This window comes from Streptomyces sp. NPDC091271, from assembly GCF_044757505.1.
Classification (GTDB): Bacteria; Actinomycetota; Actinomycetes; order Streptomycetales; family Streptomycetaceae; genus Streptomyces.
Genome location: NZ_JBIVVD010000010.1, coordinates 135,614 through 158,311, shown reverse-complemented (window position 1 = coordinate 158,311; position 22,698 = coordinate 135,614). Strand labels below are relative to the sequence as shown.

Annotated in this window: 19 protein-coding genes; 9 read left to right on the top strand and 10 right to left on the bottom strand. The window is 71.7% G+C overall.

All coding sequences use genetic code 11. The annotated features are described in order from the left end of the window. Positions 1–2: 2 nt before the first annotated feature. The 7 genes from ACIQM3_RS34675 to ACIQM3_RS34645 form a co-directional block, all read right to left on the bottom strand. The gene (locus ACIQM3_RS34675) at positions 3–1,391 is read right to left on the bottom strand and encodes a hypothetical protein (protein WP_401631604.1); all 1,389 of its coding nucleotides are present in this window, start codon (positions 1,389–1,391) and stop codon (positions 3–5) included. A 163-nt stretch (positions 1,392–1,554) separates the two neighbouring features. Further along, on the bottom strand, positions 1,555–2,625 hold the full coding sequence (locus tag ACIQM3_RS34670) for a glycoside hydrolase family 43 protein (RefSeq protein WP_401631601.1): 1,071 nt from the start codon (positions 2,623–2,625) through the stop codon (positions 1,555–1,557). Positions 2,626–2,845: 220 nt separating this feature from the next. Then, positions 2,846–3,637, bottom strand: coding sequence for an HpcH/HpaI aldolase/citrate lyase family protein (locus ACIQM3_RS34665; RefSeq protein ID WP_401631598.1), 792 nt, complete (start codon positions 3,635–3,637; stop codon positions 2,846–2,848). Then, positions 3,634–4,497 carry a hypothetical protein gene (locus ACIQM3_RS34660; protein ID WP_401631595.1) on the bottom strand — a complete coding sequence of 288 codons (864 nt, stop codon included), beginning with the start codon at positions 4,495–4,497 and terminating at the stop codon, positions 3,634–3,636. The genes ACIQM3_RS34665 and ACIQM3_RS34660 overlap by 4 nt, the downstream gene beginning before the upstream one ends. Positions 4,498–4,515: 18 nt before the next feature. After that, entirely contained in the window at positions 4,516–5,898 is a 1,383-nt protein-coding gene (locus tag ACIQM3_RS34655) for an MFS transporter (RefSeq protein ID WP_401631592.1), read from the bottom strand. A gap of 301 nt (positions 5,899–6,199) precedes the next feature. Next, positions 6,200–6,997: an alpha/beta fold hydrolase gene (locus ACIQM3_RS34650; protein WP_401631589.1), complete on the bottom strand. Its 798-nt coding sequence runs from the start codon at positions 6,995–6,997 to the stop codon at positions 6,200–6,202. A gap of 55 nt (positions 6,998–7,052) precedes the next feature. Continuing rightward, a complete protein-coding gene (locus tag ACIQM3_RS34645; RefSeq protein ID WP_401631586.1) occupies positions 7,053–8,006 on the bottom strand; it encodes a LysR family transcriptional regulator in 954 nt (317 codons plus the stop codon). Between the two features lie 127 nt (positions 8,007–8,133). Between ACIQM3_RS34645 and ACIQM3_RS34640 the strand changes: the two genes are divergently transcribed. The 4 genes from ACIQM3_RS34640 (at position 8,134) to ACIQM3_RS34625 (ending at position 13,801) form a co-directional block, all read left to right on the top strand. After that, the gene (locus tag ACIQM3_RS34640) at positions 8,134–9,342 is read left to right on the top strand and encodes a CaiB/BaiF CoA transferase family protein (protein WP_401631584.1); all 1,209 of its coding nucleotides are present in this window, start codon (positions 8,134–8,136) and stop codon (positions 9,340–9,342) included. A 46-nt stretch (positions 9,343–9,388) separates the two neighbouring features. Then, positions 9,389–10,555: an acyl-CoA dehydrogenase family protein gene (locus ACIQM3_RS34635; protein WP_401631581.1), complete on the top strand. Its 1,167-nt coding sequence runs from the start codon at positions 9,389–9,391 to the stop codon at positions 10,553–10,555. A gap of 394 nt (positions 10,556–10,949) precedes the next feature. Further along, positions 10,950–12,512 carry a polysaccharide lyase family 1 protein gene (locus tag ACIQM3_RS34630; RefSeq protein WP_401631578.1) on the top strand — a complete coding sequence of 521 codons (1,563 nt, stop codon included), beginning with the start codon at positions 10,950–10,952 and terminating at the stop codon, positions 12,510–12,512. Between the two features lie 473 nt (positions 12,513–12,985). Continuing rightward, the gene (locus ACIQM3_RS34625; RefSeq protein WP_401631576.1) at positions 12,986–13,801 is read left to right on the top strand and encodes a hypothetical protein; all 816 of its coding nucleotides are present in this window, start codon (positions 12,986–12,988) and stop codon (positions 13,799–13,801) included. Positions 13,802–14,104: 303 nt separating this feature from the next. On the opposite strand, the gene ACIQM3_RS34620 is transcribed toward ACIQM3_RS34625, so the two are convergent. Beyond that, on the bottom strand, positions 14,105–14,422 hold the full coding sequence (locus ACIQM3_RS34620) for a MarR family winged helix-turn-helix transcriptional regulator (protein WP_401631573.1): 318 nt from the start codon (positions 14,420–14,422) through the stop codon (positions 14,105–14,107). Between ACIQM3_RS34620 and ACIQM3_RS34615 the strand changes: the two genes are divergently transcribed. From ACIQM3_RS34615 to ACIQM3_RS34605, 3 genes are all read left to right on the top strand, one after another. Continuing rightward, positions 14,405–14,899: a hypothetical protein gene (locus tag ACIQM3_RS34615; protein WP_401631570.1), complete on the top strand. Its 495-nt coding sequence runs from the start codon at positions 14,405–14,407 to the stop codon at positions 14,897–14,899. The two genes, ACIQM3_RS34620 and ACIQM3_RS34615, sit on opposite strands and share 18 nt — an antisense overlap. A gap of 153 nt (positions 14,900–15,052) precedes the next feature. Then, on the top strand, positions 15,053–16,528 hold the full coding sequence (locus ACIQM3_RS34610; protein ID WP_401631568.1) for an aldehyde dehydrogenase family protein: 1,476 nt from the start codon (positions 15,053–15,055) through the stop codon (positions 16,526–16,528). A 240-nt stretch (positions 16,529–16,768) separates the two neighbouring features. Continuing rightward, a complete protein-coding gene (locus ACIQM3_RS34605; RefSeq protein ID WP_401631566.1) occupies positions 16,769–17,986 on the top strand; it encodes a cysteine desulfurase-like protein in 1,218 nt (405 codons plus the stop codon). A gap of 46 nt (positions 17,987–18,032) precedes the next feature. On the opposite strand, the gene ACIQM3_RS34600 is transcribed toward ACIQM3_RS34605, so the two are convergent. Then, positions 18,033–18,821: an IclR family transcriptional regulator gene (locus tag ACIQM3_RS34600; RefSeq protein ID WP_401631563.1), complete on the bottom strand. Its 789-nt coding sequence runs from the start codon at positions 18,819–18,821 to the stop codon at positions 18,033–18,035. A gap of 208 nt (positions 18,822–19,029) precedes the next feature. On the opposite strand from ACIQM3_RS34600, the gene ACIQM3_RS34595 reads away from it, so the two are divergent. Together ACIQM3_RS34595 and ACIQM3_RS34590 are read left to right on the top strand one after the other, a co-directional pair. Further along, on the top strand, positions 19,030–20,367 hold the full coding sequence (locus ACIQM3_RS34595) for a gluconate:H+ symporter (RefSeq protein ID WP_401631561.1): 1,338 nt from the start codon (positions 19,030–19,032) through the stop codon (positions 20,365–20,367). 47 nt (positions 20,368–20,414) lie between these two features. Then, entirely contained in the window at positions 20,415–21,743 is a 1,329-nt protein-coding gene (locus ACIQM3_RS34590; RefSeq protein ID WP_401631559.1) for an enolase C-terminal domain-like protein, read from the top strand. Positions 21,744–21,755: 12 nt separating this feature from the next. On the opposite strand, the gene ACIQM3_RS34585 is transcribed toward ACIQM3_RS34590, so the two are convergent. After that, the gene (locus ACIQM3_RS34585; protein ID WP_401631558.1) at positions 21,756–22,628 is read right to left on the bottom strand and encodes an SDR family NAD(P)-dependent oxidoreductase; all 873 of its coding nucleotides are present in this window, start codon (positions 22,626–22,628) and stop codon (positions 21,756–21,758) included. Between the last annotated feature and the right edge of the window lie 70 nt (positions 22,629–22,698).

Sequence of the window (22,698 nt, the reverse complement as noted above, 5' to 3'; positions counted from 1 at the left end):
GGTCAGAGAGAGGCCGCTTGCCGTGGTCGGGAGCGGTGGTTTGCGGGTCGTGAAGGTTTCTGGACGGGTGGTTCCCGCCCGGGACCGGTGAGACCGGCCCTGAACAAGCCATGGGTCACCCGCTGTCGGGCGGCCTCGTGAAGGGCGTCGCGGAGGTCCCCGTCCCTCAGATGCGCCCCGGCGCCGAGCATGCTCTCGATACGGGTCAGGGCACCTGCCGCGTCCCCATGGGCCAGTCGGTCACGGACATCGGTGAGACAGTCCGGCCGGCGATGCGCCGTGTCGATGACCTGGAGGCAGGGGAGGGGCGTGCCGGTGAGTGCGGCGAGCAGTTCCTCCCGCCGGATCTCGGCGGGATCGTGGTCCAGCGGGACCAGCACTCCGTCGACCAGGCCGATCCGGTGCCGGGCGCCCCGGCAGTCCACCAGCCTCGGCGCGGTCCGGCCTTCCCCGTCCGCGGAGGGGCAGGCAGTGGAGGGCCGTGGTGTTCCGGGTTCCAGGGCAGCCGCCACCAGTGGATGCAGCCGCTCGGCCGCGATCCAGCCACCGCGCAGCAGTTCGAGGTCGGGCAGGACCCAGGTGGCGGCGTCGGGCAGGACCGGAAGTCCCGCGCAGGCACCCGCCCGTGCGAACACGGCGGACCGCACCCCGGACGTCGTGTCGCCTCCCCCCGAGGCCGCCGCGGAGGCGCCCACGTCCAGGAGGAGGCGTCTCCGGGCGCCGAGACGGACCGCGACACGGCCCCCTCCCGGACGCCTCTCCGCCGTCAGCAACAGGGCCGCCTCAGCTGCCCACCGGTCGGACGCGAACCGCTCCGAGCCCGCCAGGGACGAGGCCCACCGTGGTGCCGGCCCACCGGCCGCAGAGCGCTCGCGCAGTTCGACGCTGCGGCTCGCGTCCCACAGATGGCGGTGCAGATCCAGACGGAACCGCCGGTCGGGGGGCCGGTATCCGCACGGTCCCGGCGACGCGGCTCCGTCCCACAGCGCCAGGCTGATCCGCTGTCCGGCATCCGCCCACGCGGGCGCGGTGCGTGCGACGAGGTGGACCGGGCGCGGGCGCCCGGGATCGTCGTACCGGACGAGCGTGAGGGCCGTACCGGGCCGCAGGAGACCTTCAGGTGCGGTCCTGGGCATGTGCCACCGCAGCAGATCGGGTGCGAGCCGGCGCAGGTCCGCCCGGAGCAGGGCGGCCAGTTCGCCGCCATGGACGCGTCTGACGGTACGCAGGTCGAGGTCGACGTCGAATCCGGCGGCGGCACACGCCGCCGCCCAGTCGCCGGCGGTACGCCGGGCCGTCGCGGTCTCGATCATGGAGGGCGGCACGGCGATCTCGCGCACGCGCAGCCAGAAGGAAAGGCGGGAATCCTCGAACGCGGTCTCGGTGAGCATCAGCACTCACCTTGCGCGGACGGGACCCCCAATCTGGGGACACATCGAGTAGTCATCGGCGGGAGCGTAACCCGGACCCGCGAGGAGAGCCACACCTTTTCCGGACGGTGCCGACCGGGGCCCTCGTACCCAAGAAACAGGCGGGGCCCCGGACTTGTGCCCGTCACTCGAAGAACTTGAGGCTCCAGCCGGTGCTGGTTCCGGCGCCCGGGACGTTCGCACGGCCGTAGGTGATGTCGCCCCACCAGCTGAACGTGCCGGTGTACCAGTGCCGGTTGGCCCACGAGTACGGCGTCCCCTTCGCGACCGCGTGGAACATCAGCGGGAACCGCGGGCCGGCCGGCGGGCTCGTACCGATGTCGCCGTCGAGCAGGACGAAGCTGTGGTGGCCGGGGCCGTCGACGTACAGAGTGGGATCCCAGCCGGACATCATCGTCGCGCGGTTGGAGCCGAACAGGCAGCCGTTCGACTTGTACCAGTCCCAGACGTACGTCGGGTCGCCGCCGGACCGGAGCCTCAGGTCCGCCAGGCAGTACTGGTCGCTCCAGCTGCCGTTGGCGGAGTACACGATGTGCAGCTGTCCGTTCGGGTCCTTGATCGCCTCGGGCGCCTCGTTGATGAACGGGTTGCCGACCACCCGCTCCCAGCTCTCCCGGGGCTGGGAGATGACGTACCGCGCGCCGGTCGGGGTGGTCGGGCTGCTCATCCTGGTGATGTAGAGGTTCTGCTCGACGTCGGTGTCGCCGGCCCAGCCGGACCAGACGAACCAGCGCTGCCCTTCGAAGGTGAACATGGTGCCGTCGATGGCCCACTTGTCGTCGGCGAGCGCGAGCTTCGTCTCGGCGGTGTACCCGCTGTCGGGTGAGGCCGAGCTGATGACATACATCCGGTGGGCCGCACCTCGCCCGGCCGCGAAGTAGATGTAGTAGCGACCGCCGTCCCTCACGATCTCCGGGGCCCAGACCTCGCCGAGGCCGCGGGAGTCCGACCAGACCTGGCGGGCGGGGGCAGAGGCAAGGGCATCCGTCGACGAAGCCTGACGCACGGCGATGCCGTCACCGGTCGACTGCACCGAGATGTACGTGGCGCCGACGCGGAGCACGCTGGGGTCTGCGGCCCGTAGACCGGTCTGACCGGCGTGCGCGGACTCGGCGGAGGACAGGGACATCGCTGCGGCGAGTACGACGGAGAGTGCGAAGGCGGCGACACCGGAAAGGCGACGAGAAAGCCTCATCATCCCGCTCCATCAGTTGGCCTCAGCGCCGACGTGGCGCCGGGGGAGGGGCTGCCGGCTGTCCCGCCGACATGTACATCGATGCAAAGAGCGCTCTCACAGCATCCTGAATAAACCTGTACATGTCAATCGTGCGGTGAGTGGCCCCTGGAGCTCCTAGAGTTCCTGAAGTCGCTGAAGTCGCTCTAGAGTTCCTGAAGTCGCTGAAGTGCTGAAGTCGCTATGGTCGTGCCAAAATCCTACGGGCGCGCTCCAGGACCGGCTTGTCGACCATGTGTCCGTCGACGGTCGTGACCGCCTCCCCGGCACCCAGGACCGCCTGTGCCCAGCGCAGTTCGTCCTCCGTCGGGGCGAAGCCGGCGGCCGCCGGGGCGATCTGCGCCGGATGGACGCAGAGCTTGCCCGAGAAGCCGAGACGGCGGGCGTGTGCCGTGTCCGCGGCCAGCGCGTCGGCGTCCCGCACCGCGGTCGTGACGCCGTCCACCGGTGGGCTGATACCCGCTGCCGCCGACGCCAGGACGAGGCGGGAGCGGGCGTGGGTCAGGGCGAGGGTGTCGTCGTGGGCGACGCCGAGCTGCGCGGCGAGGTCCACGTTGCCGAACGCGGCGCGGACGACGCCCGGTACGGAACACACCTCGTACGCCCGCTCGGCGCCGAGCGCCGTCTCGATGAGGGCGATCAGGGTGCAGCGGACGGCGATCTCCGCGAGGACCGCCGGGTCCTCGGCCTTCGGCACCATCACCGGGCAGCCGAGACCGGCCGCCATGCGCAGGTCCGCCTCGAACCACGGGGTGCCGGGCGCGTTGACCCGTACGACCGTACGGTCGCCGAGCCCCGGCCACTCGGCGGCGGCCCGCCGGGCCCGGCCCTTGTCCTCGGCGGCTACCGCGTCCTCCAGGTCCACGATGACGAGGTCGGCGCCGGAGCCCGCGGCCTTGTCGAAGCGGTCGGGCCGGTGGCCCGGTACGAAGAGCAGGGTGCGGGCGGCCGCGATCCGGGTGTGCGTGTTCATGCGAAGGTCACCTCGGCGGTGGCGTGGCGCGCGTCGCGGTGGGTGGCGGTGCGCAGTTGGGCACCCGTGCCCGAGAGGTCGCCCTCCGCGAGGAGGTGCTCGCCCGCGAACGCCGGCCGCAGCAGCTTGAAGGAGAGCGTGCCCACCTGACGGCCGGGGGCCTCTCGCCTGACCACCTCCAGCATGAGCAGGGCCAGCAGCGGGCCGTGGACGACGAGACCCGGATAGCCCTCCGTGTCACGGCAGTACGGGGCGTCGTAGTGGATGCGGTGGGCGTTGGCCGTGAGGGCGCTCAGGCGGAACAGCAGCGTCGGGTCCGGCTGGAGGCGGAGCTGCCAGGATTCCTCCGCGTCAGGGACCGTGCGGTCGTCGACGGAGGCCGGGTGCTGCCCGTTGCCGCGCCCGGACCGGTAGACGATGTCCTGTTCCTCGACCAGGCAGGTGCGGCCGAACTGGCGGAACTCCTGACGTTCCGTCACGAAGAGCAGCTCCCCGCTGCGGCCGTGTTTCGGCGTCACCGAGCCCAGGCTGCTGACGCGTTCGGCCGGCTCGCCCAGGCGCAGGGGCCGGACGGACCGGGAGCGCCCCCCGGCGAACATGCGCTGGCGGTCGGGGAGCGGCGGGAGGAACCGGGCGTCGCGCAGGTGCCCGTCCGGGCCCAGCTCGTGCTGGGCGGGCCAGTGCAGGAAGTGGAACCACTGCCAGAGGGGCGGCAGGGGGGCACCGGCCTCGGCGGCCGGTCCTGGCAAATCCAGCAGGGCGGACACGGCGGCGGTGGGCCCCGGGTCCATCGGGTCGTGGGCCGTGACGGGTCCGGGGTGCCAGGTCTCGACGTAGGAGCTGAGGGGGGCGGGCTGCATGGGATCGGACCTCGGGTTTCAGGCGAGTGGTGCGGTCTTCGACGGTCGCGGGGCGCCGGCGGACGCCTCCGTGACGTCGAGATGGGAGACGCGGGACGGCTCTCGTACGAGAAGGGTCGCCAGGAAGGTCAGGCCGACGCATCCGGTGACGTACCAGAAGAAGAGGTTCTCCTGGCCGCCGTCCTTGAGGGCGAGCGCGATGGGCTCGGTCAGCCCGCCGAAGGTGGCGGTGACCAGGGCGTGCGGCAGGCCGACGCCGAGGGCGCGGACCTTGGTGGGGAACATCTCCGCCTTGATGATGGCGGCCAGGGCGGAGTAGCCGGTGACGAAGGTCAGAGCCACGGTCATGAGGAGGAAGGCGATCCAGGGGTTGCTGGTGCGGCCGAGGAGCGTCATGAGCGGAACCGTCAGCAGCATGCAGCCGCCGGAGAAGGCGAACATGACGGGGCGGCGGCCGATGCGGTCGGACAGGGCACCCACGGCAGGCTGCATCAGCATGTAGACGAACAGTGCGGCGAAGCCGATCAGGGTGACGGTCGACTGGGGGATGCCGGTGGTGTTCACCAGATACTTCTGCAGATACGTCGTGTACGTGTAGAAGGCGACCGTGCCGCCGATGGCGAGTCCGAACACGGCGAGCAGCTGGCGCGGGTACTCGGCGAACAGGGCGACCAGGCCCTTGCGTTCAGGGGGGCCGGCTTCGGCGCGCTGCCTGGCGGTGCGCGCCTGCTCCTTCTCGAAGTGGTCGGACTCCTCCATGCTGCGGCGCAGGTACATCACGACCAGACCGGCCACGGCGCCGATCACGAAGGGGATGCGCCATCCCCAGCTGTGCAGCTGGTCCTCGGTGAGGAGGTTCTGCAGGGCGATCGCCACGAGCAGCGCGGCCAGCTGGCCCATCACGATGGAGACGTACTGGAAGCTGGAGTAGAAGCCCCGGCGTCCTTCGGGAGCGACCTCGGAGAGGTAGGAGGCGCTGGAGCCGAACTCGCCGCCCACGGAGAGGCCTTGCGCCAGCCGGGCGAGGATCAGCAGAGCAGGGGCCCAGAGGCCGATGGCGTCGTGTCCGGGGGCGAGGGCGATGGTCAGGGATCCGGCACTCATGAGCGTCACCGACAGGGTCAGCGCGCGGCGCCGGCCGAACCGGTCCGCGTACGCGCCGAGCAGCCAGCCGCCGAGGGGGCGCATGAAGAAACCGACGGCGAAGACGACGGCTGTGGAGAGAAGCTGGGCCGTCCGGTCGCCCTCGGGGAAGAACACCGACGCGAAGTAGATGCTGAACGTGGCGTAGGCGAACCAGTCGTACCACTCGACGAGGTTGCCGAGACACCCGCGTACGACGTTCGCGGTGACGCGGGAGCGGTCGGGGGTGGGTGGTGCGGGGGTGCGGCTCTGGGGCATGAGGAGCTCCGTTGCTTTCGTCGCCCAGGTGGTGTTGCGGCTCGGGCGGCCCTTCGGCGCGGGAAGGAAGGGGGTCGTCGGTGCGAGACGTGTCGTGCGCCGAGGACTCCCGCGGAGGGGGCGGTTGCCTGGATCCGGTCCGTCCGTGGCGACTCCACGTGCTCGGCGGCTCACGTGCCACACATCATGAGCGCTGATCGGCGCGGAAGAACAATAGAAATCCGTGATGCGTGCATGACTCGACCGCATGACGGGTGCCGTCACCGCCTGCCGGTCCCGGGGCCGGCAGGCCTCGGCCCGCTCAGCCGAGGAACCCGCGGACCAGGGCGCCGGCTGGCTCCCGGCACTCCTCGAAGTAGGCGTGCCGGGCGCCGGGGAGGAGACGGGCCGTGGCGTCCGGGATGCGGGCCGCGAGCAGCGGGACGTTCTCCGGCGGGGTGAGCCGGTCCTGGTCGCCGTGGAGGATCAGCGTGGGGGCGACCACGGAGGGGAGCGCGTCCCACGCGTCGTGCCGGTTGCTGGCGGTCAGGTGCCCGCGCCGGGCGTGCGGCGGCATATGGGGATCTCCGAGGGTCCCGTACGGGCCGGGGTGTCCGGCGATCCAGCCGGGGCTGTACATCAGCTCGGTCAGGGCCTGCCGTACGGCGTCCGGGTCGGGCACGGCCAGGGACCGGCGCACCGTGGCGTCGCGTTCGACGGCGGCCGGCCCGCCGGGCGAGGTGCATCCGAGGACGAGGCGCCGGACCCGGCCGGGGTGGCGGGCGGCGACCCACTGGGCGACGCGCCCGCCCATCGAGGTGCCGTACACATCGGCCCGCTCGATGCCCAGGGAGTCGAGGACGGCCACCACGTCCTCGGCGAAGCGCCGGGTGGAGTAGCCCTCCCGCGGCGCGTCGCTCGCGCCGGTGCCGCGGTAGTCCATGGTGATCGTGGAGTGGGTGCCGTGGAAGTCCTCGCGTACACCGTCCCACCAGTGGTGGTTGTTCGCCTGCCCCGCCAGGAGGACCAACGGGAGGCCGGTGCCGCGGCGCTGGTACGCCACCGACACCCCGTCGTCGGTCCGCACGAAGGCGTCAGCGGGTTCATCGGCGTCGGTCACAGGAGTCCTCTCAGGGGCGTGGGGCCGGCCGGCCCCGGTGGATGCGGTGCCGCCGTCAGGCGCCGGTGCCGGGGACTTCGGGCGCGGGCAACTCGGCCGAGGGCCACCGCCCCTGCGCCACTGCCGCACCGATGCGGCGGACCAGATGGCCGGCGACGACCTCCACGGCAGGCGGGACCCTTCGGTGCCGGGGGGTGCCCAGGACGATCTGCCGCCACACGTCGGGTTCGCACAGCGGCGCTGCGCTCAGCGTGCCGTGCGCGACGTCCTCCGCGATGCCGACGCCGGGCAGGACGGTCCAGCCGTGCCCGGCCAGCACGAGCTGCTTCTGCACGCGCATCGCGTTGGTCTGTACGGCGATCTCCATCGTGGTCCCGGACCGGGCCGCCGCCGCGTCGATCAGAGTCCGCAGGGCATGGCCCGCGGCGGGCATCACCAGGGGATGCGCCGCCACGTCCGCGAAGGCGACCGGGCGGTCGGCACGCAGCCCGGCCGCCGCGGGGGCCACCGCCCACAGACGCTCCCGCACCAGGGGGTGGGCGTTGAGGGAGGGGGAGCTGTCGAGGTTGTACAGCAGGGTCAGGTCCAGGTCGCCGTCGTCGAGCCACTGCTGGAGATGGCCGGAGTAACCCGTCATCAGCCGTAGTTCCACCCCTGGGTGGGCCGCGCCGACCGCCGACACCAGCGGCTCGGCGAGCAGGTCGCTCGTGCTCTCCAGCAGCCCGACCGTGACGATGCCCGTCACCTCTCCGGGGCGGGGCTGCACCTCGGCGCGCGCCCGCTCCAGCTCGTTCAGGGCCCGGCGCGCCCGGTCGACCATGATCCCGCCGGCCTCGGTGGGTCGCATGCCCTGTCTGGTGCGCTGGAAGAGCGCGACACCGAGCTCCTCCTCCAGGGTGCGGATCTGCCGGGTGACGGCCGGCTGGACGAGGTGGAGCAGCTCGGCGGCGCGCGTGACGCTGCCCACCTCGGCGACCGTGACGAGCGCCTTGAGCTGCCTGACGTCCATGGTGCGTCCCTCTTCCGGCATCCGCGGCCCGCATGGCAGCATCACGGATTGTTATTTCCCTTGGCTTCACATGAATGCACATGATGGTACTCCCGCTCGGGTCACCGACACCTCCGGAGGACAACGCATGGCCGAGAACGCAGCGCCCGCCGATGACCTGCCGCTGTCCGGCATCACGGTCGTGAGCATCGAGCAGGCGGTGGCCGCCCCCTTCGCCACCCGTCAGCTCGCCGACCTCGGAGCTCGGGTGATCAAGGTGGAGCGCCCGGGGGAGGGCGACTTCGCCCGCCGCTACGACACCACGGTGCACGGCCAGTCCAGCTACTTCGTGTGGCTGAACCGCTCCAAGGAATCGGTGACCCTGGACCTCAAGTCGGAACAGGGGCGGGAGGTCCTGGAGGAGCTCCTGGCGAAGGCGGACGTGTTCGTGCAGAACCTGGCGCCCGGCGCCGCCGTCCGCATGGACCTGGGCGCCGACGCCCTGGCGAAGCGGTACCCGTCGCTGATCCCGTGTTCGATCACCGGCTACGGATCGAGCGGACCGTGGGCGGACCGCAAGGCCTACGACCTGCTGGTGCAGTGCCAGACCGGTCTGGTCTCCCTGACCGGCAGCGCCCTGGAGGCCGCGCGCGTCGGGGTGTCCGTCGCCGACATCGCCGCCGGCATGTACGCCTACAGCGGCATCCTCACCGCGCTGTTCACGCGGGCGACCCGCGGTTCCGTACGCGCCGTGGAGGTCTCCCTCTTCGAGGCGCTGGCCGAGTGGATGAGCCAGCCCGCCTACTACACGGCGTACAGCGGGACGCAGCCTCCCCGGGTCGGTACCCGGCACGCCACCATCGCCCCGTACGGCACCTACACCGCGGCCGACGGCAAGGACGTACTGCTCTCCGTGCAGAACGAACGCGAATGGGCGGCCCTCTGCGAGAAGTTCCTCGGCGACCCCGGACTCACCGACGACCCGCGCTTCGCCGGCGGGTCCGCGCGGGTGAGCCACCGCGAGGAGGTCGACGCGCTCCTGGCCGGGCGGATCGCCGCCTCGGACAGCGGTGTGGTGATGGAGCTGCTCGACGCCATCGGCATCGCCAACGCCCCCGTCAACGACGTGAAGCAGTTCCTGGAACACCCCGTGCTGGCCGGCCGGGACCGCTGGCGGGATGTGTCCGTACCCGGTGGGGAGACGATGTCGGCCCTGCTGCCGCCCGTCGACCTGGCCGGCACCACCCCGCGCATGGGCGCGGTCCCCGCGGTCGGCGAGCACACCGAACCGATCCTGGCCGAGCTGGGCCACACGCCCGCGCGGATCGCCGCCCTGCGGGCCGACGGCGCCATCTGACCACCCGACACGCGAGCAGGACCGCGGCGAGGAGGCCGCCCCCCACATGAGCACCCTCGACATCCTTTCCGAGGACGAGCAGTTCATCGTCAGCACGGTGCACGACTTCGTCGACAAGGACATCAAGCCCGTGGCGAGGGAACTCGACCACACCGACACCTATCCCGAGGCCCTGATCGAGCAGATGAAGGAGCTCGGGATCTTCGGCCTCGCCGTCCCCGAGGAGTACGGCGGCACTCCGGTGTCGACCCCCTGTTACGTCCTCATCACCGAGGAACTGGCGCGCGGCTGGATGAGCCTGGCCGGCGCGATGGGCGGACACACCGTGGTCGCCAAGCTGCTGCTCCGCTTCGGCACCGAGGAGCAGAAGCGGCGTTACCTCCCGCGGATGGCCACCGGCGAGGTCCGGGCCACCATGGCTCTGACCGAGCCGGGCGGCGGCTCCGACCTCCAGGCCATGCGCACCGTCGCCCGTAAGGACGGCGAGGGGTATGTGGTGGACGGCGCGAAGACCTGGATCACCAACTCCCGCCGCTCGCAGCTGATCGCCCTGCTGTGCAAGACGGACCCGCAGGCGTCCCCGGCGCACAAGGGGATCTCCATCCTGCTCGTCGAACACGGACCCGGACTGACGGTCTCCCGCGACCTTCCCAAGCTGGGCTACAAGGGCGTGGAGAGCTGTGAGCTGTCCTTCGAGGGCTACCGGGCACCGGCCGACGCGGTGCTCGGCGGGACCGAGGGCAACGGATTCGGCCAGATGATGAAGGGCCTGGAGACCGGCCGTCTCCAGGTCGCCGCCCGCGCGCTCGGCGTCGGCAGGGCCGCGCTGGAGGACTCCCTCGCCTACGCCCAGGAGCGGGAGACCTTCGGGAAGCCGATCTGGAAGCACCAGTCCGTCGGCAACCACCTCGCCGACATGGCGACCTCACTCACCGCCGCCCGTCAGCTCACCCTGTACGCGGCCCGCGAGGCGGACGCCGGACGGCGCGTGGACATGGAGGCGGGCATGGCCAAGCTGTTCGCCTCCGAGACGGCCATGCAGATCGCCCTCAACGCCGTACGCATCCACGGAGGTTACGGCTACTCGACCGAATTCGACGTGGAGCGCTACTTCCGTGACGCCCCGCTGATGATCGTCGGCGAGGGCACCAACGAGATCCAGCGCAACGTCATCGCGAGCCAACTCGTCAAGCGGGGAGGGCTCGACGCCTGACGCGTGGGGGCGGCCTCGCCGTGGCCGCCCCCACGGCGTCTCGGTCGGGCCGTGTCCCCTGCCGGCCGGTCGGTGTCGAACTCCGGTGGCCGTAAGGACGTTGCCGTTCCGCGCCGCCGGGCGGAGCCGGATTCAGTAAGTGTCATGAACCTTGTCAGCTGACGGCAGGCGCTCTATTGTCGCGGGCAGAAAGCGCTTTCCCCTCCTGGTTCCGCCCGGTGGAAGCGTCCGCCGCGACGGCCGTCGCGACGGACACGCACGAGCCGCCACCGGTCCGGCGCAGGGCTCACGCACAACCCCCGACGAGGCTGCCCGGTGACCACCGGCAGTCCCGCCGGTCCGCCGTTGCGACCGCGGCGAAACCCAGCACGTGAAGACGAATGGGGACACGAACATGAGACGACCACTCGCACTGCGACTCAACGCCGCGCTGGCCACACTGGCCGTGGCGGCCGCGACCGGTGTGGTGATGTCGATGCCCGAGGCCTCAGCGGCGGTGGCCGGCGGCGCCACCGGCTACGCGACGCAGAACGGCGGGACCACCGGCGGAGCCGGCGGGCAGACGGTGCGTGCCACCACGGGGACCGCGATCCACGCGGCCCTGTGCGGCCGGGCCAGCAGCAGCACCCCGATCACCATCGAGGTCGAGGGGACGATCAACCACGGCAACACCACGAAGGTGTCGGGCGACAGCTGCAACACCGCCGCCGGTGTGATCGAGCTCAAGCAGATCAGCAACGTCACGATCGTCGGCGTCGGCAGCGGAGCCGTCTTCGACCAGCTGGGCATCCACATCCGTCAGTCCAGCAACATCATCATCCAGAACGTGACCGTCAAGAACGTCAAGAAGTCCGGCTCGCCCACGTCCAACGGCGGTGACGCCATCGGCATGGAGAGTGACGTCCGCAACGTCTGGGTCGACCACACCACGCTCGAGGCGTCCGGCGGTGAGTCGGAGGGGTACGACGGCCTCTTCGACATGAAGGACAACACCCAGTACGTCACGCTGTCCTACAGCACCCTGCGCAACTCCGGCCGTGGCGGACTCGTCGGCTCCAGCGAGACCGAGCTGTCGAACGGCTACATCACGTACCACCACAACCTGTACGAGAACATCGACTCGCGGGCGCCCCTGCTGCGTGGCGGTATCGCTCACATCTACAACAACTACTACGTGAAGCTCAACGAGTCCGGCATCAACTCCCGGGCCGGCGCACGGGCCAAGGTGGACAACAACTACTTCAAGGACTCCAAGGACGTCCTGGGCACGTTCTACACCGACGCGGCCGGATACTGGCAGGTCAGCGGCAACACCTTCGACAACGTGACCTGGTCCGCCCCCGGCAGCGAGAACAACCCCGCCGGACCCGACCCGAAGTCCAACACCACCGTCAGCATCCCCTACGCCTACACCCTGGACAACGCGAGCTGTGTCCCGGCGATCGTGGGCGCGACGGCCGGTGCGGGCAAGGGCCTGAAGGTGTCCGACGGCAGCTGCTCGCCGACGACGCCGACCCCCACGCCGACGCCGGATCCCACGGACCCGACGCCGGACCCGACGGACCCCACGCCCGACCCCACCCAGCCCAGTGGCACCAACCTCAGCCTCGGGGCCGGAGCCGACGGCTCCAGCAAGGCCAGTGGATCCAGCTACGGCAATGTGCGGGACGGTGACATGAGCACCTTCTGGTCGCCGGCCGGCTCGACGGGTTCCGTCTCGGTCAAGTGGGGAACCGCCACCTCGGTCGCCAAAATCAATGTCCGCGAGGCGTCGGGCTCCACCGGCAGCATCGGATCCTGGAAGGTCGTCAACGGCGACACCGGTGCCGTCCTGACCTCCGGCAGCGGCGCGGGCGTCATCACGGTCCCGCAGACCTCGCTGAAGAAGATCACCTTCGAGATCACCGGCTCGACCGGAACCCCGAAGGTCGCCGAATTCGAGACGTACGCCGGATAGCGGCGAGGTCCCGGTGCCCGTCCGCCGTCCCGTCGGATCCCCGGGATCCTGCGGGGCGGCGGAAACGCGCGAGGCTGTGACGCCTCGGACCGCGGCCGGCTGCTGATCGCCCGGACGGGGGGCCGTCGCATGCGGCGGCCCCCGTTCCGTGTGCCGAGGCGGGGGCCCGGCACCTCCCTGCCGGGCCCCGCCGTCCGGTCCTTCCCGCTGCCCCGGTACGCGCCCGTCCTGTCCCCGATGCCCGGCCGGTGTCCGCCACGGCCTCGATCCGGTCGCGGATCCGGCCACAAACCGGCCAGTTCCGGCTCTTCGCCCTTCAGAGCGGTCCGTAAGTCCTCCGGATCCGAATCATGGGCTGAGTCAGTGGCGCAGACGGGTTGCGGAGTTCTCCGGAGCACGCGTGGCGCGCCGGGCCTGGCAAGGGGGCGAGCCCCGCCGACGGGCGGCCGGGGCGGGCGGAGGGGGAGACACGCATGGGCATACGCGGCTCGACAGTGGACGACGACGTAAGGGACGAGCGCACGAGGGCCGAGGAAGGGGACAGCCGCCGGGCCACCCGCACGCGAGGGGCCGGCACCCCGAAGGCGGTCAAGGGCCCGGCCGTGAACGACGCGGCACCCGTTCACAGCACGGACCGCGACGGTGCCGCGCCGCCCACGCGGCCGGTCTTCGTCGACGCCACCGGGAAGCGCGGCCGGACCTGGCGCCGTACAGGGATCATCGCGGCGTTCTGCTGCGCCTGCTACGCCACGGCTGTGACCGCCGCGCTGGTCGGAGGCGATTCCCGGGCGCCCTACCTGCAGCTGCCCCGGGTGCTGGGTCTGGACCGCGGCGCGGAGGAGCAGTCGCCCCGGAGCCAGGGCGGGGACCGGGTGGCAGTGGCCGGGGAATCCATGCCCGGCACGCCCGGTCCGGTGGCATCCGGGCCGGTCGCATTCGGTCCGGCGGGCGCGTCGGCGCCCGCGCGGGCCGCTGTCCCGCACTCCCTGGAAGCGTCCGGCGATGCCGCCGGCGTCCCCGCCGTGGGGGAGAGATCCGCGGCGCCCACCCCCGGTCCCCGGCCTTCCCCGGCGTCCGGCGCATCCGCGGGGAGCACGCAGGGTGGTGAGGGATCCACGGACGAACCCTCCTCGCCCGCCCCCGACGACGGAAGTGGCTCCGGAGCCGGGGGCGCGACAGCCGGGGGTGACGACGCCCAGGGACAGGAGCCCGAGGAGACCGCCGCGCCGGACGGGCCGCTCGGTGATCTGCTGGGCGGGTTGCTCGGCGGGCTGCTGGGAGGGGCCTGACCTGCGGCCGACGGGGCGCCTCGGCGGTGCCGTCCCACGCAGGTCCGGGGGCTGCGGTCCTCGCGAAGACCCGCCCCGGCTGCCCCGTGGTCGGCGGGGAGTCAGGGGCCTCTCGTTCGGATCAGGCTGGGCTCGCGGGCCCCGGCACGGCACTTCGCGGCGTTGTCGTCGGTCGCCATGGCTCCTTCCCCGAGCTCGCGGCTTCGCTCGAGCAGGGGACACCCCGACCGACTCCCTCCTCCGCCTTGCGATGCACGGCACCGGACCCCGCTTCCTGATCCAGCCTGACCCGGACGACAGACCCTAGGTGAGGTGACGTTCCATGACCCGGGCGAGCGTGGTCAGTGCCTCCAGCATCTTGGCGCGGTCCTCGCCCAGGCCCGACAGGAGTTCGCTCTCGACGGCGAGTTGACGGGGGAACAGGTTGTCCACGGCCTCCGCGCCCGCGGGGGTCACGGTGACCAGCGCGGCACGCCGGTCCACCGGATTCGGGACGCGTTCGATGAAACCGCGCCCCTCCGGCTTGGCCAGGGACTTGCTGATCCCTGCAGGGGAGAGCTGCAGCTGGTCCGCGGGGCGGCGGGCGATGACCGGGCCGGTCGCGTGCCGCAGTTTCTGCACGGTGTCTCCTCGACGACGTACTCGCTCATCTTCGCCGGCAACGCCGTCGGCATGCTGCTCGCCGGAGCGGTCTTCGCCCGGCTGTCCCGGCGGCTGCCGCTCAACACGCTGCTCGTCGCCGGCGTCGGTGTCGCGGCGCTCGGCGCCCTGGCCCAGGTCCTCCTGGTGGCAGGGGCAGGAGAGACCCTCGCCGGGACCTGGATCTGCCTGTTCGTGACCATGAGCGGCATCGGGACGGTCTTCCCCGCCACGACGAGTCTCGGGCAGACGCTCGGCCGCGGCGCCCCCGGGGCGCCTTCCGCACTCATGGGCGGATGCCAGTTCACGTTCGGCGCGATCGCCTCGCCGCTCGTGGGACTGTTCGGCGAGGACAGCTCCCTGCCGATGGCGCTCATCATGCTGATCGCGCTCGCCGGTGCGGGGCTCTCCCTGGCTGGCCTGGCCTGGCCCGGCCGTGGCGCGGCGACGGAGAGGTGACGGCGCGCTCCGGGAGGTGAGCGCCGGGGGCCGGCCGGTTCGACCCGCCCCGGGGAGACCTCCGCGGAGGAGCCCTGTGGTGGAATCGACAGGCCGGGCCGGCCGAACTCCCCGACGGCCGACCCGATACCGACTCGTGTGGAGGAACCCCTCATGACCAGCACAGACTCCGCCCCCTCGGCGTCCGGCCCGATCTGGTCCTCGAAGATCTTCGACGGCTCCTGGCGCGCTGCGGGCGGCGGCACCATCGAGGTGACGGCCCCCGCCACCGGCGAGGTCGTCGCGACCGTGGGTGCGGCCACCGCCGAGGACGTCGACACATCGGTCGCTACCGCGAGGACGGCGCAGCGTGCCTGGGCGAAGCTCGGCTATGCCGAGCGGGCCCAGGTCTTCATCAAGGCCTCCGCCCTGCTGACCGCCGACCCCGACCGCATCGTGCGGTGGCTCGTCCCGGAATCGGGCTCCGGGCAGGGCAAGGCGCAATTCGAGGTCGGGCTGCTCGTCTCCGAGCTCAACGAGGCCGCGGCGCTGACCTCGGAGCCCTACGGCGAGCTGCTGCGGAGCTCGAAACCCCGCCTCTCCGCGGTGCGCCGGCTCCCGCTCGGTGTCGTGGGCGTCATCAGCCCGTTCAACTTCCCCGCCATCCTCGCCCTGCGCTCGGTGGCCCCCGCGCTGGCCGCGGGCAACGCGGTGGTCCTCAAGCCCGATCCCCGCACTCCGGTGTCCGGAGGCCTCGCGCTCGCCGAACTGCTGGCCGACGCCGGGCTGCCCGAAGGCCTGCTGCACGTCCTGCCGGGCGGCACCGAGGTCGGCGAGGCCCTGGTCGCGCACCCGGACGTGCCGTGCATCTCCTTCACCGGCTCCACCCCGGCCGGCCGCGCGATCGGCACGGCGGCGGCCCCTCTGCTCAAGAAGGTCCACCTGGAGCTGGGCGGCAACAACGCCCTCCTGGTCCTCCCGGACGCCGACCTGGACGCCGCGGCCTCGGCCGGTGCCTGGGGCTCCTTCCTGCACCAGGGGCAGATCTGCATGACCACCGGACGCCATCTGGTGCATGTCTCCCAAGCCGCCGAGTACGCCGCCGAGCTCGCCGAGAAGGCGAACCGAATCCCGGTCGGCGACCCGGTGGACCCGGCCAACGTGCTCGGCCCGGTCATCGACGAGCGGCAGCGCGACAGGATCCACTCGATCGTCACGCGCACCGTCGAGCAGGGCGCGGAGCTCGCGGCGGGCGGCACCTACGACGGCCTGTTCTACCGGCCCACCGTCCTGACCGGTGTTCCGGCGGACTCGCCGGCGTTCGCCGAGGAGGTGTTCGGCCCGGTCGCCCCCGTCGTCGCGTACGAGACCGTCGACGAGGCCGTCGACATCATCAACTCCTCCGAGTACGGGCTGTCCGTGTCGATCCTCACGGGCAACGCCTTCGCCGCGTGGGAACTCGCCGACCGGATCGAATCGGGCGCGGTGCACATCAACGACCAGACGGTGGACGACGAGGCGGTGGCTCCCTTCGGCGGCACCAAGGCGTCCGGGACGGGCGGCCGCTTCGGAGGCAGGGCGAGCCTGGACACCTTCTCCGACGTGCAGTGGATCACCGCTCAGGCACAGATCGAGCGCTACCCGTTCTGACCGTCCGGCGCGCGGCCGTGAGCCAGGAACGCGGGGCGGGCGCCTTGCGGGAACGGCTTGCCCAGGACGGGCCTTCGTGCCCGTCGTCCACCCGGCCGGAGCTGCGATCATGTGCCCCCGAGTCCCTGGTCCGGCCCGGAGTGCGTCCGAGCCGGGCCTGCCACCCGCCGCCCCGGGCGAAGGAACGCGTCGGCCGACCGTCACCGTCCCGCCGCCCGGCTTCCCCTCCCGGAGTACCCCTTGAGCAGCGACACCGGCCACACCCTCGACGTGCAGGCGATCCGTGCCTGCTTCCCGGCGCTGAAGGCGGGCACCGCCCGCTTCGACGCGCCGGGTGGCACCCAGACGCCCCAGCAGGTCATCGACGCGATCACCGAGGCCCTCACCCGCCCGCTGGCCAACCGCGGCGTGCTCACGGAGGGCGGACGCAACGCCGAGACGATCGTGACCGGCGCGCGGCAGGCCCTGGCCGACCTGCTCGGCTCGGAGGCCGGGTCCGTGGTGTTCGGGCGCAGCGCCACCCAGCTCGTCTACGACCTGGCGCGCACCCTGGCCAAGGACTGGGGCCCGGGGGACGAGGTGGTGGTGTCCAGGCTGGACCACGACTCGAACATACGGCCCTGGGTGCAGGCCGCCGAGGCCGTCGGGGCGACGGTCCGGTGGGCGGACTTCGATCCCGCGACGGGTGAGCTCGGCGCGGAGCACGTCGAGGCCGTGCTCTCCGGCCGCACCCGGCTCGTCGCCGTCACGGCCGCCTCCAACCTCATCGGCACCTGCCCCGACATCCCGGCCTTCGCCGCGCTGGTGCACGGGGCCGGCGCGCTCTTCCACGTCGACGCCGTGCACTACGCGTCGCACGCCACGGTCGACCTGGCCGCGCTCGGCGCGGACACCCTGGTCTGCTCGCCGTACAAATTCCTCGGACCGCACCTCGGCGTGCTCACCGGGCGGCGGGAACTGCTCCACAGCTTGCGGCCGGACAAGCTGCTGCCCTCCAGCGACGCCGTCCCCGAGCGTTTCGAACTGGGCACGCTGCCCTACGAACTGCTGGCGGGCGCGACGGCGGCCGTGGACTTCCTCGCCGCACTCGTCCCCGGAACCGGCAGTCGACGGGAGGACCTGATCCGCGCGTTCACCGCTCTCGCCTCGCACGAGGACCGCCTGCACAGCCGCATGGAGGAGGGCCTGGCGAGACTGGACGGCGTCACCGTGCACTCCCGCGCGGCACGGCGCACCCCGACCACGCTGTTCACGGTGGCGGGCAGGAAGCCGGAGGAGGTCTCCCGGCACCTGGCCGAGCGGGGTGTCGACGCACCGGCGGGCTCCTTCTACGCGTTGGAGGCGTCCCGCCGGCTCGGACTGGGCGAGGAGGGCGGCGTACGGGTCGGTCTCGCGCCCTACTCGTGCGACGAGGACGTCGACCGGCTCCTGAACGCGCTGGATGTGCCCCGTCGCTGACACGGCGGCAGGCGCCGGGTGAGGGGCGCCCTCGGACGACCGCCGGTCAACGCCAGTCGGGGGCGCCGGACGCGGGGGACAGGACACTCTCGATCTTCGTCCGGATCTCCCGCATGACCGCCACCACCCGGGTCTCGTGCTCCTCGCTGAGCCGCGTCACCGGCACCGAGCAGCTGATGGCGTCGATGGCCGGAGAGTCGTACCGGAGGGCGAAGCCGAAGCCGGCGATGCCCGCCACCGTCTCCTCGCGGTCGATGGAGTAGCCGCGCTCGCGCACACCGGCGAGGTCGGCGACCAGCGTGGAGCGCTCGGTGTGCGTGTTCTCCGTACGGGCCGTCAGGGGGCCGTCGGGGAGTGGTAGCCGGTGGTCGGGGCGCTCGGCGAGCAGGGCCTTGCCGAGCGCTCCGGCATGGGCCGGGATCCGGCGGCCGACCCGGCTGATGGTGCGCGGGTACTCGTGGGACTCGCGCGTCGCGAGATAGACGACGTTGGTGCCGTCGAGGCGGGCCAGATGGATCGTCTCGCCGAGCGCTTCCGCGGCCTCCTCCAGGCAGGGGCGGGCCGCGCGCACATGCGGGTCGCTGTCCAGGTAACTCGTCCCCGTGTGCAGGGCGCGGATGCCGATGCCGTAGAGGGAGCCGGTGGTGTCGGTGCGCACCCAGCCGCAGTCGATGAGGGTCCGCAGCAGTTGGTACATGCTGCTGCGCGGTACGCCGAGTTCCTCGGCGAGTTCGTCCAGGCGGGCCGGCCGGTCGCCCCGGGCGGCGAGGAGTTCGAGCAGTGCGACGGTGCGGGACGCCGACTTCACCCCGCGTACCCCGTTGTTCTCCGGCATGTCCACATCCTAAATCCGCGTGGTCGCGCCCATTGACCGCGTCGCGTTCACACGCCTAACCTCCGTTCTCATACATGTACGTCATCTGCATACAGGGATGAGTTGCGGTCACCGAAGGCGTGCCCCACGTCGGCGGCGCCGCCGGGGGAGCTTCCGCAGGCCGGAGGTTCCACAGCCCGACAGTCCGACAGTTCAAAGGGGAACTGACATGCCGCTCCTCGTGGTCGGGATCAGCGTTCTGGTGCTGCTGCTCCTGATGACCCGCATGAAACTCAACGGCTTCGCCGCACTCCTGCTCGTGGCGGTCGGCGTAGCGCTGGTCCAGGGAATCCCGGCGGTCGAGATCCCGGACGTCCTCTCGGCCGGCATCGGGGACCAGATCGGCGACACCATGCTCACGATCGGCCTGGGCGCCATGGTCGGCCGGGTCATGGGCGACTCCGGAGCCGCCCAGCGGATCGCGGGCAAGCTGCTCGACGCCTTCGGGCCGCGCGGGGTCCAGCTGGCCATGGTGGTCACGTCCATGCTCATCGGCGTGACGATGTTCTACGAGGTCGCCTTCATCATCATCGTGCCCATCGCGTTCACGCTCGTCAGGGTCACCGGCGTGAACCTGCTGTGGGTGGGCCTGCCGATGTCGATCTCGCTGTCCACCATGCACAGCTTCCTGCCGCCGCACCCCGGCCCCACCGCCGTGGCGGCGACCTTCCACGCCTCCGTGGGCCACACCCTCTTCTACGGCCTCTTCATCGCCGTACCGGCCGGTGCGCTCATCGCGCTGCTGTGGCCGCGGCTGCCGTTCGTCAGGGCGATGAACCCCTCCATACCCAAGGGCCTGGTCAGTGAGCGCGAGTTCACCGACGAGGAGATGCCCGGCATGGGCTGGTCGCTCTTCGTGGCCCTCTTCCCGGTGGTGCTGATCGCCGGGGCGGCCGTCACCGACATGCTCACATCCGGCGAGAGTGCCTTCCTGCACGGCGTCGCCTTCATCGGCTCGGCACCGGTCGCGCTGCTGCTGGCCCTCCTCCTCGCGGCCTGGGCGTTCGGACCGCGGATCGGCCGCAGCCTGGCCGACGTCAGCGCCTCCTGCGCCTCGGCGGCCCAGGCCATGGCGATGATCCTCCTGGTCATCGGCGCGGGCGGTGCCTTCAAGAACGTCCTCGTCGAAGGCGGGATATCCGACTACATCAAGGACGTCACCGAGCACTGGGCCGTCTCACCGATCATCCTGGCCTGGCTGATCGCAGCCATCCTCCGCATCGCGCTCGGCTCGGCGACGGTCGCCGTGGTCACCGCCTCCGGCGTGGTGCTGCCGCTCCTCGCGGGCAGCGGCGTCCACCCCGAGATGATGGTGCTCGCGGTCTCGTGCGGATCGATCGCCTTCTCCCATGTCAACGACCCCGGATTCTGGCTGTTCAAGGAGTACTTCAACCTCTCGGTCATCCAGGCCATCAAGGTCCGTACCGGCTACACGACGGTGCTCGCGGTCCTTGGCCTCGGCGGTGTCCTGGCAGCCGAGTGGGCCCTCGACGTCATCGGCCTCTGAACGCCCCGCCACGAACCCCCCTCCCGTACCCAAGGAAACGGACCAGCATGAACCAGCCGACCGTCACCCACTTCGCCGTCTATCCCGTCGCGGGCCGCGACTGCATGGAGCTGAACCTCTCCGGCGCCCACGGCCCCTTCTTCACCCGCAACATCGTCGTCCTCAAGGACTCCGAGGGCCGGACGGGACTGGGGGAGGTGCCCGGTGGAGAGAAGATCACCCGGACCCTGCGGGATTCCGAGTCGCTCGTCGTCGGCGCGAAGGTGGGTGACCACAAGCGCGTCCTGCGGGAGATCGGGAGCCGGTTCGCGGACCGCGACGCGGGCGGACGAGGCGCGCAGACCTTCGACCTGCGGACCACCGTGCACGCCGTCACGGCGGTCGAGTCGGCGCTGCTCGACCTGCTGGGCCAGCACCTCGACGTGCCCGTCGCGGCGCTGCTGGGCGACGGTCAGCAGCGTGACTCCGTACGGGTGCTGGGCTACCTCTTCTACGTCGGCGACCCGGACCGCACCGAGCTGGAGTACGTTCGCGAGCCCGGCTCCGAGGTCGACTGGTACCGCATCCGGCACGAGGAGGCCCTCACGCCCGAGGCGATCGTCCGCCAGGCCGAGGCCGCCTACGACCTGTACGGCTTCAGGGACTTCAAGCTCAAGGGCGGAGTCCTCGCCGGCGCGGAGGAGGTCCGGGCCGTACGCGCGCTCAAGGACCGCTTCCCCGAGGCGCGGATCACCCTGGACCCGAACGGTGCCTGGTCCCTCCGCGAGGCGGTCGAGCTGTGCACCCCGCTGGTGGGCACGCTCGCTTACGCCGAGGACCCCTGCGGGGCGGAGGACGGCTACTCGGGGCGTGAGGTCCTCGCCGAGTTCCGCCGCGCCACGGGTCTTCCGACCGCGACCAACATGATCGCCACCGACTGGCGGCAGCTGACCCATGCCCTGGCCCTCCAGTCGGTGTCCATCCCGCTGGCGGACCCGCACTTCTGGACCATGCAGGGCTCCGTGCGGGTGGCTCAGCTCTGCAACGCGATGGGCCTGACCTGGGGCTGCCACTCCAACAACCACTTCGACATCTCGCTCGCCATGATCACGCACTGCGGCGCCGCCGCCCCGGGTGAGTACAACGCCCTCGACACGCACTGGATCTGGCAGGAGGGGCTGGAGCGGCTCACCGTCGAACCGCCGCGTATCGCCGGTGGCGAGATCGCCGTCCCCGACGCCCCCGGCCTGGGGATCGAACTCGACATGGACCGCCTCCTCGCGGCCCACGAGCTCTACCGGAAGGAGGCGCTGGGAGCGCGGGACGACGCCGAGGCCATGCAGTACCTCGTACCCGGCTGGACCTTCGACGCCAAGCGGCCCTGCCTGGTGCGGTAGGGCGCCGCTCCCTCAGGACGCGCGTGCCGTCGACAGGAGTCCCGCCGTCCACCTGCGCACGGCCGCGGTGAGTTCAGGTGTGACGAACGCCAGGAGGGTCTCGTCCACGGTTCCGTCCGGCCCGACGACCAGGCCGGTCCGTCCTTCCAGGGCAGGATCGGTGGCGGCGGCCAGGGGGCCCTTCGCGGCCGACGTGACCGGAGCCGAGACGCCCTTCAGGATCTGCTCCCAATGGGGACGCAGCGCCGGCGGCAGGATGTCGATGGTCATGAGCGCGGCGTTGTCGGTCGCGGCGGCCCCGGGGTCGGCCGCGAGCACCGAGATGCCTCGGGGCCTCAGACGCCCGGCCAGCTCCATGGAGTGCGCGAGGTGGGCCAGCTTGGCCCGCCCCGTGGTGGCCAGACCGTAGTGGGGGCCGGCCGGTTCGGCGTCGTCGAACACGGTCTCGGCCGCGGCGATGGCGCTCGACGTGACGTTCACGATGCGGCTCGGGGCCGCGGCGGCGAGGGCGCCGAGAAGCGCCTCGGTGAGGACGTAGGGCGAGAGGTGGTTCAGTGCGATGCTCGCCTCGATGCCCTCGGGGCTCTCCCACCGCTCCGTCCACATGCCGCCCACGTTGTTCACCAGGAGGTCCAGGGCGCCTTCCCCGGCGAGGCGCTCCCCGAGCCGCCGGGTCTCGGCGAGCGACGACAGATCCGCGCGGACGAAACGCCCCGCGCCGCGCCCGGCGGCCTCGTCGACACGGGCCACCGCCGCCTCTCCCCGGGCCGGGTCGCGGGCGACGAGAGTGACGTCCCATCCTTGCCGTGCCAGCCCCACGGCGATCTCCAGACCTATGCCGCCGGTGCCGGCCGTCACCACTGCCTTCGGGGTGTGCTCAGTCATTCCGTGCTCCCATTCGCCGCGTCGTCCGTGGACGGGTGAGCCCCGTCCCTGCCTCCAGCAGACAGGCCAC